Source organism: Streptomyces katrae, assembly GCF_000966975.1.
GTDB classification, from domain to species: Bacteria; Actinomycetota; Actinomycetes; order Streptomycetales; family Streptomycetaceae; genus Streptomyces; species Streptomyces katrae.
Map to the genome: position 1 here is coordinate 1 of NZ_JZWV01000566.1, position 13,641 is coordinate 13,641.

The 13,641-nt window shown below is 73.1% G+C and carries 11 protein-coding genes and 1 pseudogene; 9 read left to right on the top strand and 3 right to left on the bottom strand.

The features are described 5' to 3' along the window. Positions 1-776, top strand: a 776-nt coding sequence (locus VR44_RS20530) for a LysR substrate-binding domain-containing protein (RefSeq protein WP_045949015.1), incomplete at its 5' end; no start/stop codon positions are given. A 3-nt stretch (positions 777-779) separates the two neighbouring features. On the opposite strand, the gene VR44_RS20535 is transcribed toward VR44_RS20530, so the two are convergent. Continuing rightward, positions 780-1,106, bottom strand: coding sequence for a WhiB family transcriptional regulator (locus VR44_RS20535; RefSeq protein WP_045949016.1), 327 nt, complete (start codon positions 1,104-1,106; stop codon positions 780-782). A gap of 379 nt (positions 1,107-1,485) precedes the next feature. Here VR44_RS20535 and VR44_RS20540 point away from each other — a divergent pair, with 379 nt between their 5' ends. The 4 genes from VR44_RS20540 to VR44_RS20555 all read left to right on the top strand — a co-directional run bounded on the left by VR44_RS20540 (position 1,486) and on the right by VR44_RS20555 (position 6,039). Beyond that, on the top strand, positions 1,486-2,097 hold the full coding sequence (locus tag VR44_RS20540) for a response regulator transcription factor (RefSeq protein WP_003948568.1): 612 nt from the start codon (positions 1,486-1,488) through the stop codon (positions 2,095-2,097). Between the two features lie 345 nt (positions 2,098-2,442). Beyond that, entirely contained in the window at positions 2,443-3,072 is a 630-nt protein-coding gene (locus VR44_RS20545; protein WP_045949017.1) for a sigma-70 family RNA polymerase sigma factor, read from the top strand. 141 nt (positions 3,073-3,213) lie between these two features. Next, positions 3,214-4,713, top strand: coding sequence for an IMP dehydrogenase (gene guaB / locus VR44_RS20550; RefSeq protein ID WP_045949018.1), 1,500 nt, complete (start codon positions 3,214-3,216; stop codon positions 4,711-4,713). Between the two features lie 201 nt (positions 4,714-4,914). Next, entirely contained in the window at positions 4,915-6,039 is a 1,125-nt protein-coding gene (locus tag VR44_RS20555; RefSeq protein WP_045949019.1) for a GuaB3 family IMP dehydrogenase-related protein, read from the top strand. Positions 6,040-6,109: 70 nt separating this feature from the next. Here VR44_RS20555 and VR44_RS20560 read toward each other — a convergent pair whose 3' ends face one another. Further along, complete coding sequence (locus VR44_RS20560) at positions 6,110-6,457, bottom strand: hypothetical protein (RefSeq protein ID WP_052713725.1); 348 nt, start codon at positions 6,455-6,457, stop codon at positions 6,110-6,112. 158 nt (positions 6,458-6,615) lie between these two features. Further along, complete coding sequence (locus VR44_RS20565; RefSeq protein ID WP_045949020.1) at positions 6,616-7,845, bottom strand: nucleotide sugar dehydrogenase; 1,230 nt, start codon at positions 7,843-7,845, stop codon at positions 6,616-6,618. Positions 7,846-8,098: 253 nt separating this feature from the next. Between VR44_RS20565 and VR44_RS20570 the strand changes: the two genes are divergently transcribed. The 4 genes and pseudogenes from VR44_RS20570 to VR44_RS47360 form a co-directional block, all read left to right on the top strand. Beyond that, entirely contained in the window at positions 8,099-9,805 is a 1,707-nt protein-coding gene (locus VR44_RS20570) for a glycerol-3-phosphate dehydrogenase/oxidase (RefSeq protein WP_045949021.1), read from the top strand. Between the two features lie 473 nt (positions 9,806-10,278). Further along, on the top strand, positions 10,279-12,426 hold the full coding sequence (locus VR44_RS20575) for a serine/threonine-protein kinase (RefSeq protein WP_425424519.1): 2,148 nt from the start codon (positions 10,279-10,281) through the stop codon (positions 12,424-12,426). A 91-nt stretch (positions 12,427-12,517) separates the two neighbouring features. Beyond that, complete coding sequence (locus VR44_RS41350) at positions 12,518-13,213, top strand: protein kinase (RefSeq protein WP_052713726.1); 696 nt, start codon at positions 12,518-12,520, stop codon at positions 13,211-13,213. 7 nt (positions 13,214-13,220) lie between these two features. After that, positions 13,221-13,641 (top strand): annotated as a pseudogene (locus VR44_RS47360) (hypothetical protein); the annotation flags it as partial.

Genomic DNA, 13,641 nt, shown 5'->3' on the forward strand with positions numbered 1-13,641 from the left:
GAGATGTGTATAAGAGACAGCTGCTGGTCCGTACGGGCCGTGAGATGCGGTTGACCCAGGCGGGGGAGGCCCTCGTGCGGCACGCCGCCGGGATCCTGGCCGGGCTGACCGCCGCCGAGGAGGAGGTCGCGGCCATCGCCGGGCTGCGCGCGGGGCGGGTGCGGCTGGTGTCCTTCCCCAGCGGGAGTTCCACGCTGGTGCCGACCGCGCTCGCGGCGATGCGCGCCGAGCACCCGGGCACCCGCATCTCCCTGGTGGAGGCGGAGCCGCCGCGTTCGGTGGAGATGCTGCGCGAGGGCGACTGCGACCTGGCGCTGGCCTTCCGCTACGGCGGGGCGGCGGCCGTGGCCGAGTGGGAGGACCTCGTGGTCACCCCGCTGCTGACCGACCGGCTCGTCGGGCTCGTTCCCGAGGGGCACCCGCTGGCCGGGGCCGGGCGGGTGGGCATGGCGGAGCTGGCCGACGAGCCCTGGATCGCGGGCTGCCCGCGCTGCCGGCGGCATCTGGTGGAGGTGTGCGAGGGGGCGGGCTTCACCCCGCGCATCGACTTCGCCACCGACGACTACCCGGCCGTGGTCGGGCTGGTCGGCGCGGGGCTGGGCGTGGCGGTGCTGCCGGAGCTGGCGGTGGAGTCCGTACGGGCCAAGGGCGTGAGCACCCTGGCGGTGGAGCCGGCGGTGGAGCGGGAGGTCGTGGCGCTGACGCTGCCCGACCTGGCCCGCGTGCCGGCGGTGGCGGCGACCCTGGGGGAGCTGGTGCGGGCCGCCGCCCGCTGACGGTCAGTGCGGCGTGATCGGGCCGATGGTGCTGGAGGCGGGGATCAGACGGTGCCGTGCGCGGCCCATCAGTTCCTCGCGCTCGTCCTCGGTGAGGCCGCCCCACACCCCGTAGGGCTCGCGGACGGCGAGTGCGTGCGCGGCGCACTCCGAGCGCACCGGGCAGCGCATGCAGACCTCTTTAGCCGAGGCCTCGCGCGCACTCCTGGCCGCGCCCCGCTCGCCCTCCGGGTGGAAGAAGAGGGAGCTGTCGACTCCGCGGCAGGCAGCCAGCAGCTGCCAGTCCCAGAGGTCGGCGTTCGGTCCGGGGAGGCGGGAGAAATCTGCCATGGGTAGTCCTCTTGGTGCCGGTACTGAGGCGGATAGGGTCCATGTCTCCACACCTACTGTCGTAGTAGATGTAAATATGACTCATTGGGAATCTAGCCTCAGGCACATGCAAAACGGAAGGAAAGCCGCCAAATAGGGCATAGCTCCAGATGGAGGACGCGCGGCGGGTGGCTCCAGCGTCGTGATCGCTTCCTCACGTAGAGTGCCGAAGGTGTCCGTCCGACCCGTAACTCTTTCGAGTGACCATCGTTGAGAGAGCGAGTGCGGTTGAAACGAGAAGTTCCCGGACAGGTGTCCGAGGGCATCGACCGCACAGGTGACGATACGTACCAGCCTGGAGGCTCAAGGTGACGCGCATCAGCAGCTGCGGAGGGCGGTCATGACTTCCGTCCTCGTCTGCGACGACTCCCCGCTTGCCCGAGAGGCGCTCCGTCGCGCGGTTGCCACCGTGCCCGGCGTCGAGCGTGTGACGACGGCCGCCAACGGGGAGGAAGTCCTCCGCCGCTGGGGTGCCGACCGGTCCGACCTGATTCTGATGGACGTACGGATGCCCGGGCTCGGGGGTGTCGAGACCGTCCGCCGGCTCCTGTCCGCCGACCCGGGTGCCCGCATCATCATGCTGACGGTCGCCGAGGACCTGGACGGCGTGGCCCTCGCGGTCGCCGCCGGCGCCCGTGGCTACCTGCACAAGGACGCCTCGCGCGCCGAACTGCGGGCCACGGTCACCCAGGCGCTCGCCGACCCGACCTGGCGGCTCGCCCCGCGCCGGCTGCGCTCGGCCGAGATGGGCGCCGCGCCCACCCTCACCGCGCGCGAGATCCAGGTGCTGGAGGGCATGAGCCACGGCCGTTCCAACGCGGAGATCGGGCGCGAGCTCTTCCTCTCCGAGGACACGGTCAAGACGCACGCCCGCAGGCTCTTCAAGAAGCTCGGCGCCTCGGACCGGGCGCACGCCGTGGCGCTCGGCTTCCGCTGGGGTCTCGTCCGCTGACCGCGGGAGCGGCGGCCTCCGGCTGACCGGAGCGGTCCCGTCCGCCGATGGCGGGCGGGGCGGCAGGCCCTCTGGGGGCGGCGGGGCGGGAAAGTCCCGTCGCGACCGGTGTCCCGTCGGGGATTGACGGGGCACAATCCGGGGGACGTGTCGCTTCGGGCGCGATGCCGCATCCTTGATGGTGTGCCGCATTCTTGGAGAGGTCGAGTCCTCGGGGACGACGATTCGGGCCGAGCGGAGGGGAGGGCGCAGAAGATGGGTTCCGGCGCACCCGCTCATAACGCTTCGATGCACAACACGGACCGCGATGCCACGAACGCTCCGGCGCCAAGGCACCATGGATCGATGCGCGACGACGAGGCCCTGGGGTCACCCCCGGCCGCAGGCCCCACCGGCGCCGCCAAAGGCGGCAACGCCGGGGCCGTCAGCGCGCTCGTACGCCGTGCGGTCGACGGCGACGAGCAGGCCACGCACGATCTGCTGGCCTTCGTGCACCCCCTCGCCCTCCGCTACTGCCGCACGCGGCTGTCGCGGCTGCCGGGTGACGCCCGCCACTTCGTCGAGGACCTCGCGCAGGAGGTGTGCGTCGCGGTCCTGATGGCGCTGCCCCGCTACCGGGACACCGGGCGCCCCTTCGAGGCCTTCGTCTTCGCCATCGCCGCCCACAAGGTCGCCGACCTCCAGCGGGCCGCCATGCGGCACCCGGGGAGCACCGCCGTCCCGTCCGACGAGATGCCGGAGCGGCCGGACGACTCGCTCGGACCGGAGGAGCGGGCGCTGCTCAGCAGCGACGCCGCCTGGGCCAAGAAGCTGCTGGCCAACCTGCCGGAGAACCAGCGCGAGCTGCTCGTCCTGCGGGTGGCCGTCGGGCTGACCGCGGAGGAGACCGGCCAGATGCTCGGCATGTCCCCGGGCGCGGTGCGGGTCGCGCAGCACCGTGCGCTCAGCCGGCTGCGCGCGCTCGCGGAGCAGTGAGCCGCCTCTCCCGGAATTTCCCGGAGTTTTCCATCGTAGGAAGCTACAAATCTTCTGGTTGACCTTCATCGTGGAATGAGACGCCTCGGGATCCCGTTAGCATGGACATCCGCGCTGAGCAAGACCATTTGGGAAGGTGTCATGACCGCCGACGGAGTACCCGACAAATTCGCCGCGCTCGGACTGACCTACGACGACGTGCTGCTGCTGCCGGGCGCGTCGGACATGGCTCCGGACGAGATCGACACTTCCTCCCTCATCTCGCGCAACGTCCGCGTGAACGTTCCGCTGCTGTCCGCGGCCATGGACAAGGTCACCGAGTCCCGGATGGCCATCGCGATGGCCCGCCAGGGCGGCGTCGGCGTGCTGCACCGCAACCTCTCCATCGCCGACCAGGCCAACCAGGTCGACCTGGTCAAGCGCTCCGAGTCCGGCATGGTCACCGACCCGATCACGGTCCACCCGGACGCGACGCTGCGCGAGGCCGACGAGCTCTGCGCCAAGTTCCGCATCTCCGGCGTCCCGGTCACCGACCCCGCGGGCAAGCTGCTGGGCATCGTCACCAACCGCGACATGGCCTTCGAGTCGGACCGCAGCCGCCAGGTGCGCGAGGTCATGACCCCGATGCCGCTGGTCACGGGCAAGGTCGGCATCTCCGGCGTGGACGCCATGGAGCTGCTGCGCCGCCACAAGATCGAGAAGCTGCCGCTGGTCGACGACGCGGGCGTCCTCAAGGGCCTCATCACGGTCAAGGACTTCGTCAAGGCCGAGAAGTACCCGAACGCCGCCAAGGACAAGGACGGCCGCCTGCTGGTCGGCGCCGCCGTCGGCGTCGCCGGTGACGCGTACGAGCGCGCCCAGGCGCTGATCGAGGCGGGCGCCGACTTCATCGTCGTCGACACCGCCCACGGCCACTCCCGCCTGGTCGGCGACATGGTCGCCAAGATCAAGTCGAACTCCTCCGTCGACGTCATCGGCGGCAACGTCGCCACCCGCGACGGCGCCCAGGCGCTGATCGACTCGGGTGTCGACGGCATCAAGGTCGGCGTCGGCCCCGGTTCCATCTGCACCACCCGCGTCGTCGCCGGCATCGGCGTCCCGCAGGTCACCGCGATCTACGAGGCCTCGCTGGCCGCCAAGGCCGCGGGCGTCCCCGTCATCGGCGACGGCGGCCTCCAGTACTCCGGCGACATCGCCAAGGCCCTGGTCGCGGGCGCCGACACGGTGATGCTCGGCTCGCTGCTCGCGGGCTGCGAGGAGTCCCCGGGCGAGCTGCTCTTCATCAACGGCAAGCAGTTCAAGTCCTACCGGGGCATGGGCTCGCTCGGCGCGATGCAGTCCCGCGGCGACCGCAAGTCCTTCTCCAAGGACCGTTACTTCCAGGAGGGGGTCGGCGGCGACGACAAGCTGATCCCCGAGGGCATCGAGGGCCAGGTGCCCTACCGCGGCCCGCTGTCCGCGGTGGTCCACCAGCTCGTCGGCGGTCTGCGCCAGTCGATGTTCTACGTCGGCGGCCGCACGGTGCCGGAGCTCCAGGACCGCGGCCGGTTCGTCCGGATCACCTCGGCGGGCCTCAAGGAGAGCCACCCGCACGACATCCAGATGACGGTCGAGGCGCCGAACTACTCCCGTAAGGGGTAGCAGCCGACCTGAGAAGGGCGGGCCGGGGTGACCGGGCCCGCCCTTCGGCCGTCTGCGGGTGACCGGCGCTGCGCGCCGCGGACCCCGCGCCTCAATCGCCGGCGAGGCTGGATTCCGGCGTCCGTACAGCGGTCACCGGAACGCGGGTCCCCGGGGTTCGGGGATACTGGACGGGCAGACCCAGAGGAAAGGCCACCACACGTGACTGAGATCGAGATCGGGCGCGGCAAGCGCGGCCGCCGGGCGTACGCCTTCGACGACATCGCCATCGTCCCCAGCCGGCGTACGCGGGACCCGAAGGAGGTCTCGATCGCCTGGCAGATCGACGCGTACCGCTTCGAGCTCCCCTTCCTGGCCGCCCCCATGGACTCCGTGGTCTCCCCGCAGACCGCCATCCGCATCGGCGAGCTCGGCGGCCTCGGCGTGCTGAACCTCGAGGGCCTGTGGACCCGCTACGAGGACCCGCAGCCGCTGCTCGACGAGATCGCGGAGCTGGACGAGGAGGCCGCCACCCGCCGCCTCCAGGAGATCTACGCCGCGCCGATCCAGGCCGACCTGATCGGGCAGCGCATCAAGGAGGTGCGCGACTCGGGCGTCGTCACCGCCGCCGCGCTCTCCCCGCAGCGCACCGCCCAGTTCTCCAAGGCCGTCGTGGACGCGGGCGTCGACATCTTCGTCATCCGCGGCACCACCGTGTCGGCCGAGCACGTCTCGGGCGCGGCCGAGCCGCTGAACCTCAAGCAGTTCATCTACGAGCTCGACGTCCCGGTCATCGTCGGCGGCTGCGCCACCTACACGGCGGCCCTGCACCTGATGCGCACCGGCGCCGCGGGCGTCCTCGTCGGCTTCGGCGGCGGCGCCGCGCACACCACGCGCAACGTGCTCGGCATCCAGGTCCCGATGGCCACGGCCGTCGCGGACGTGGCCGCGGCCCGCCGCGACTACATGGACGAGTCCGGCGGCCGCTACGTGCACGTCATCGCCGACGGCGGCGTGGGCTGGTCCGGCGACCTGCCGAAGGCCATCGCCTGCGGTGCGGACGCCGTGATGATGGGCTCCCCGCTGGCCCGTGCCACCGACGCGCCCGGCAAGGGCCACCACTGGGGCATGGAGGCCGTCCACGAGGACGTGCCGCGCGGCAAGAAGGTCAACCTCGGCACGGTCGGCACGACCGAGGAGATCCTCACCGGCCCGTCGCACACCCCGGACGGCTCGATGAACCTGTTCGGCGCCCTGCGCCGCTCGATGGCCACGACCGGCTACAGCGAGCTCAAGGAGTTCCAGCGGGTCGAGGTCACGGTCGCGGACTCCCAGCACCGCCGCTGACCCGGCTTTCCGTACGAACGCCGGAGGGCCGGCACCCCGAGCGGGGTGCCGGCCCTCCGGCGTGTGCGGATCAGGCGGTCTTGCGGCCGACCTGGAAGGCCGCGTAGCCGCCGATGGCGAGGAAGAGGAAGGTCAGCGGGTCCACGCCTTCCTTCCAGCTGTCGATCACCTCGGAGGTGCGGTTGGTCAGCACGTCCACGACGCTCTCGGAGAGCTGGTCGGCGCCGTCCAGGGCGATGCCGAACAGCTGGCCGGCGAGCACGGAGACGACGGAGACCAGGGCGGCGACGACCGGCAGGACGGCGTTGCGCCCGCCGGCCTTGGCGGCGGCGAAGCCGACGTTGCCCTTGCGGGCCGGGGCCTGGGCGGGGGCCGGGGTGTAGGACGAGGGCGCGGGCGGCTGGAAGTTCTGGCTCATGCGGGAAATCCCCCCCAGGGATTCGGGCGCACGTGTGCCCGGCGGGCATAAGTGCGAGATAAGTGACGCCGCAGGCTAGCAGGGGACTGCGGCATTCCTGGAGGGGATTTCGGTCGGATGATCGAACCGGAATCGGGCCGTGACCTGCGGCGGGCCGGTCAGAGGCGGTGGGCCGCGCCCGCCGGGCTGGCGCCGCGGGTGTCGAGGAGGAGCTGGGCCTTCACCGCCAGGCCCTGCATGTCGTACGTGCGGTGGTGCTGGAGCAGGATCGTCAGGTCGGCGTTGGCGGCGGCCTCGTACAGGGAGTCGGCGCGCGGGACGGGCTGGTCGCGGACCCGCCAGCCCGAGATGTACGGGTCGTGGTAGCTGATCAGGGCGCCCAGGTCGAGGAGGCGGCTGGCGATCTCTCCGGCGGGCGAGCCCTCCTGGTCGGCGAGGTCGGGCTTGTAGGTGACGCCCAGCAGGAGGACGCGGGCGCCGCGGGCGGACTTGCCGTGCTCGTTCAGCAGGGTGGCGCAGCGCTGGATGACGTATTGCGGCATCCGGCCGTTGATCTCCTGCGCCAGGCCGACCATGCGCAGGGGGTGGCCGGGGGTGCGGGTGGTGTGGGGGAGGTAGTTCGGGTCCAGCGGGACGCCGTGGCCGCCGACGCCGGGGCCGGGGCGGAAGGCCTGGAAGCCGTACGGCTTGGTCTCGGCGCACCGGATGACGTCCCACAGGTCCACGCCGAGGTCGTGGCAGAGGACCGCCATCTCGTTCATGAGGGCGATGTTCACGTGCCGGTAGTTGGTTTCGAGGAGCTGGACGGTCTCGGCCTCGCGCAGGCCGCGGGCGCGGACGACCTTCTCGGTGAGGCGGGCGTAGAAGGCGTGCGCGGACTCGGTGCAGGCGGGGGTGAGGCCGCCGATGACCTTGGGGGTGTTGGCGATGGTGTGGGTGCGGTTGCCGGGGTCGAGGCGGCTGGGGGAGTAGGCCAGGTGGAAGTCGCGGCCGGCGCGCAGGCCGGAGCCCTCTTCGAGGATGGGCCGCAGGTAGTCCTCGGTGACCCCGGGGTGGGCGGCGGATTCCAGGATCACGGTGGTGTGCGGGCGCAGCCGGGCGGCGAGGGTGCGGCCGGCCGCGCCGACGGCTCCGAGGTCGAGCGCCCGGTCGGCGCCGAGCTGGGTGGGGGCGCAGATGACGGCGGTGCGGACGCGGCCGAGTTCGGCGGGGTTGGTGGTGACGCGGAAGCCGGCCGCCGACATCCGGCGGATCTCGGCGGCGGTGAGGGGGCTGTCCGTGGCGGGGCCGCTGTCGTAGCCGACGGTCTCGATCCCGGCGGCGACGGCCGCCTGGGCGAGGGGGAGGCCGAGGTGGCCGAGTCCGATGACGGCGAGGTCTGCGGGCATGGGGGGCCGTCCCTTCCCTTCCCTGGCATGCATGAGGGGGCGGTGCGCGCAAGTCCTGTGGACGAATGGAGCTGGCGCAATGTCAGACTAGGCGTATATATGACAGATATGTCGCATTCTGGGGTTGTGGCCATCCCTGTGTTGTCCACAGCCGGTGGCTGATGTCGGTGCGGCCGGTCAGAATCGGAAAACGGGAGATGTGAGCGGGATCACCCGCATCGAGCGGGTTCGCCCGCACCAACGGGAGGCAGCCGTGAGGACAGCGACACTGGGGCCCGCGCAGCGCGCGGAGGCCCTCGCCGGGATGGCCGAGCGGGAACTGGACGTGCTGGTCGTCGGCGCGGGCGTGGTCGGCGCGGGCACCGCGCTCGACGCGGTGACCAGAGGCCTGTCGACCGGGCTGGTGGAGGCGCGCGACTGGGCGTCGGGGACGTCGAGCCGCTCCAGCAAGCTCATCCACGGCGGCCTGCGCTATCTGGAGATGCTCGACTTCGCCCTGGTCCGCGAGGCGCTCAAGGAGCGCGGGCTGCTGCTGGAGCGGCTCGCCCCGCACCTGGTGAAGCCGGTGCCCTTCCTGTACCCGCTCCAGCACAAGGTCTGGGAGCGGTTCTACGCGGGCTCGGGCGTCGCCCTGTACGACGCGATGTCGGTCTCCAGCGGGCACGGGCGCGGCCTGCCCGCGCACCGGCACCTGACGCGCAAGCGGGCGCTGCGGATCGCGCCGGCGCTGCGCAAGGACGCCCTGGTGGGCGCCCTGCAGTACTACGACGCCCAGATGGACGACGCCCGGTACGTGACCACGCTGGTCCGGACGGCCGCCGCGTACGGGGCGCAGTGCGCCAACCGGGCGAGGGTGGTCGGCTTCCTGCGCGAGGGCGAACGGGTGGTCGGGGCCCGGGTGCAGGACGTGGAGGGCGGCGGCGAGTACGAGATCCGCGCCAAGCAGGTGGTGAACGCGACCGGGGTGTGGACGGACGACACCCAGGCGCTGATCGGCGAGCGCGGGCAGTTCCACGTACGGGCGTCCAAGGGCATCCACCTCGTGGTCCCGAAGGACCGGATCCACTCCAACAGCGGATTGATCCTGCGGACCGAGAAGTCGGTGCTGTTCGTCATCCCGTGGGGGCGGCACTGGATCGTGGGCACCACGGACACGGACTGGGACCTGGACAAGGCGCACCCGGCGGCGTCGAGCGCCGACATCGACTACCTGCTGGAGCACGTGAACTCGGTGCTGGCGGTGCCGCTGACCCGGGACGACGTCCAGGGCGTCTACGCGGGCCTGCGGCCGCTGCTGGCGGGGGAGTCCGACGCCACGAGCAAGCTCTCCCGCGAGCACACGGTGGCCCATCCGGTGCCGGGGCTGGTGGTGGTGGCCGGCGGCAAGTACACGACGTACCGGGTCATGGCCAAGGACGCCGTCGACGAAGCGGTGCACGGCCTGGACCAGCGGGTGGCCCAGTGCGTCACGGAGGACATCCCGCTGGTGGGCGCCGAGGGCTACCGGGCCCTGTGGAACGGCCGGGCCCGCATCGCCGCGCGGACGGGCCTGCATGCGGTGCGGGTCGAGCACCTGCTGAACCGGTACGGGTCCCTGACGGAGGAACTGCTCGAACTGATCGCGGCCGACCCGGCGCTGGGGGAGCCGGTGACCGGGGCGGAGGACTACCTCCGGGCGGAGATCGTCTACGCCGCTTCGCACGAGGGGGCCCGGCACCTGGACGACGTGCTGACGCGGCGGACCCGGATCTCGATCGAGACCTTCGACCGGGGGACCCGCTCGGCGCGCGAATGCGCGGAACTGGTGGCTCCGGTGCTGGGCTGGGACAAGCGGCAGATCGAGAACGAAGTGGAGCACTACGAGAAGCGGGTCCAGGCCGAGCGTGAATCGCAGCGCCAGCCGGACGACCAGACGGCCGACGCGGCCCGGCTGGGGGCGCCCGACATCGTGCCGCTGTAACTCCGCGATCCGGACGGGGGAACCGCTGCCCCGGGGCTCCCGTCCGATGCGGAGTGAGCAACAATGAGGTTTCTGCCGGGGTGGGTTACCTTGCCCCCGGCGGCTGCCGGGGGCAGCCGGGGCAGGCTGCACGATCGCAGAGGGGACGCATGTCGAAGCCGGAGCACACCGAGTCGCCTGCCGAGGCGCCTGGGGCGAAGCGTGAGGGTGCCGGTGCCTCCGGGGGCGGTGGTGCGGTGAAGTCGCCCGCCCAGGCCGGATCTGACGTTCCGCAGCCCGCCGCCCCCCGGGCGGAAGACGGCGGTTCCGCGGCGGAACCCGCCGCCGCATCCGTGCCCCGTCCGAGGTCCGAGAAGGTCCGGGACAAGGCGCCCGAGGCCCCGGAGGCCGCCGCGCGGAAGGCTTCTGACGCCCCGGCGGACGCGAGCGCGTCCGCGAAGTCCGCGCGCCGGAGCGCCCCGCCGGCGGATGCCGTGCCCGCGGGTGCGGACAAGGGTGCGGCGTCGAAGCCCGGGTCGCGCGTCGAGCCGGTGGATGCCGTGCCCGCGCGGGCGGACAGGGATCCGGCCGCGAAGGGGACTGCGGCGGCGCCGGAGCCCGAGGACGCCACGCCCGCGGCGGCGAAGGCGGCTCCTGGGGGCGCGAAGGCCGCCTCGGTCGGGGCGGGCGCTCCGGCGGCGGAGGAGCCCGCGCCCGGGGACGACGACCCGCAGGACGCCGACGAGGCGGCCGCGGAGCGCAAGGGCAGGCTGCTCGCCGGGCGGTACCGGCTCGGGGCCGTACTCGGCAAGGGCGGCATGGGCACCGTCTGGCGGGCCGAGGACGAGGTGCTCGGCCGGACCGTCGCCGTCAAGGAACTCCGCTTCGGCGGCGGGGTCGACGAGGACGAGAAGCGCCGCCTCATCACCCGTACCCTCCGCGAGGCCAAGGCCATCGCGCGCATCCGCAACGAAGGCGCCGTCACCGTCTACGACGTCGTCGACGAGGACGCCCGGCCCTGGATCGTCATGGAACTCATCGAGGGGCCCTCCCTCGCCGAGTTCGTCCGCGAGAACGGCCCGCTGACCCCGCGCCGCGCCGCCGAGGTCGGGCTCGCCGTGCTCGACGTCCTGCGCGCCGCGCACCGCCAGGGGATCCTGCACCGCGACGTGAAACCGTCCAACGTGCTCATCGCCGCCAGCGGCCGCGTCGTCCTCACCGACTTCGGCATCGCCCAGGTCGAGGGCGACCCCTCCATCACCTCCACCGGCATGCTCGTCGGCGCCCCCTCGTACATCTCCCCCGAGCGCGCCCGCGGTTACAAGCCCGGCCCGCCCGCCGACATGTGGTCCCTCGGCGGACTGCTGTACGCCGCCGTCGAGGGCGTGCCCCCGTACGACAAGGGCTCCGCGCTCGCCACCCTCACCGCCGTCATGACCGAGGCCGTGGACCCGCCCCGGAACGCCGGTCCGGCCCTGACCGAGGTCATCTACGGGCTGCTGGTCAAGGACCCGGCGCTGCGGCTCGACGAGGACCGCGCCCGGACGATGCTCACCGCCGTCATCAACGCGCCCGAGCCGCTCCCGGCCCCCGAACCGGTCCCGGTGGTCGAGGAGACCCGCCCCATCTCCCTCACCAAGGCCGAGGCGGAGGCGGAGAAGGCCGCCGAGAAGGCGGCGAAGAAGGAGCGGGAGCGCCGCGAGCGCGAGCAGCGCGACCGGGCCCGCGCCGCGCTGAAGGCCACCCGCAAGGCGGCGGCCGCCCAGGCCGCGGCCGCCTCCGCCGCCGAGGCCCCGAAGCGTCCCTCGACGGTGGCCCCCGCCTCCCTCACCGACGTGATGCCGCGCCGCACCATCGCCCTCGCGATAGCCGGCGTGCTCGTGGTCCTCGCGGTCATCGGCTCGCTCATCGCGTACGCGGTCAGCGGCCAGGACGACAAGGACGGCCGGAAGGACGAGGGCCAGGCCGGCCCCACCCCCGTCGCCTCCGCCGGCCACTCCCCGGGCAACGCCCCGGCGGCGTCCCAGGCCTCCTCGCCGAGCCCGACCCCGAGCGCGTCCCCGAGCGGCAGCCCGAGTCCGGCCGCGTCCGGCGCGAACCAGGGCACCGACCCCGCCCAGAACCAGGGGCAGGGCAGCCAGGGCCAGGGCGCCAGCCCGGGCGGCCCCGGCGGCGGGGCGGGCCTGCCCGCCGGGTTCGTCACGGTGACGGACCCGGGCTACCGGTTCGCCATGGCGATGCCCGAGGGCTTCCACCAGACCGGCACCGCCGGCACCAAGTCGGGCGCGATATACAGCCGCTCCGGCGGCTACCCCCGAATCCAGGTGGACCACACCAACTCCCCCGGCACCGACGCCCGGGCCGCCTGGGCCGAGATGGCCCCGGGCACGGCCGCCAGCAGCAGGAACTACCACCAGATCCGGCTCGAAACCGTCCAGTACCGCAATTACCCGACCGTCGCGGACCTGGAGTTCGAGCGCGACGACCAGGGCATGAGGACCCGCGTGCTCGACCGCGGTTTCCGGGCGGACGCCAACAACGGCTACGCCATCATGATCAGCTGCCCGGCCGACCAGTGGGACGGCCCCGAGTGCACGCAGATCCGCAATACCGCCTTCGACACCTTCCAGCAGTTGGGCTGACGGCCCTCCCAAGCCCGGGACGCGGGCGGCCCGGGCCACGTATCGTGTCAACGGGGGCCAAGGGGGACCCACCGCACTCGGGGGAGGCGAAGTGGAGGACTACGCGGGCCGGATCCTGGCCGGCCGCTACCGCCTGCCGGTGCCGCCGTCCGACGAGTACGAGCTGATAGAGACCCGCGCCTTCGACACCCGCAGCGGTCAGGAAGTCCTCGTCCGGCACGTGCCGCTGCCGGAGGTCGTGGACGCCGAACTGCTCGACGGCACCCGTGCGACACCGTCGGACGCCGGGGAACTCCCCGCGGTGCGCCGGGCGATAGCCGCGGCCCAGGCCGCCGCCTCCGTACCGGACCACCCCCGCCTCGACCAGGTCTTCGACGTGTTCGCCGAGGACGGCTCGCTGTGGATAGTGAGCGAACTCGTCCCCGCCAGGCCGCTGGCCGCGCTGATCGCCGACGAACCGCTGAACCCGTACCGGGCGGCGGAGGTGGCCTCGGACGTGCTGACCGCACTGCGCGTGCTGCACGCGCACGGCTGGACGCACCGCAACATCACCGTCCGCACCGTGCTGATATGCGAAGACGGCCGGGTGGTCCTGACCGGGCTCCGACGCCCCCGCCGCGCCCTGGGAGACGCCGCCCCGGGAACCCCTCTACGCCCCTCTGGTGGCGCCCGGCTACGACACCGGGCCGCGCTACTCCGACCACATCCTCCCGGAGTCCGACCGGCCCGCGCCGCCCGAGCCCCCGGCCCCGCCCGCGCCTCCCGTCCGGCCCGCCGGGACCCGTGACGACGCCGTGGCCGCGGCCCGCGCCGGGACGGTCGCCGCCTACCGGGCCGGCTCCCGCGCCGCCGCCGAGAAGGTGGCGCAGGAGCGCGGGGCACGGGGCCCGGTAGTGGTCCCGCAGCTGCCGCCGACCGGGGCCAACCTGCCGCAGGAGTACGCGTACCCGTACGGCGGCGGCCCCGACACCACCGCCGGCACCCCCTGGCACGGAGCCGCCCCCCGCCGCCCGGCGTCCCCGGACCAGCGGCCGGAACCCCGGCAGGACCAGGCTCCCCAGCCGGAGCCGCACCCGCACCCGGAGCAGGCCCGCCACCCGCAGCCCGACCAGCCCCCGGCCCCGGACCCCGGGCCGCAGCGGCCCGCGCCCGCGGCCGCCCCGCCCCGCCCCGCGCTCCCGGCGGCGCTCGCGCTCCCGCAGGGCTACCACCAGG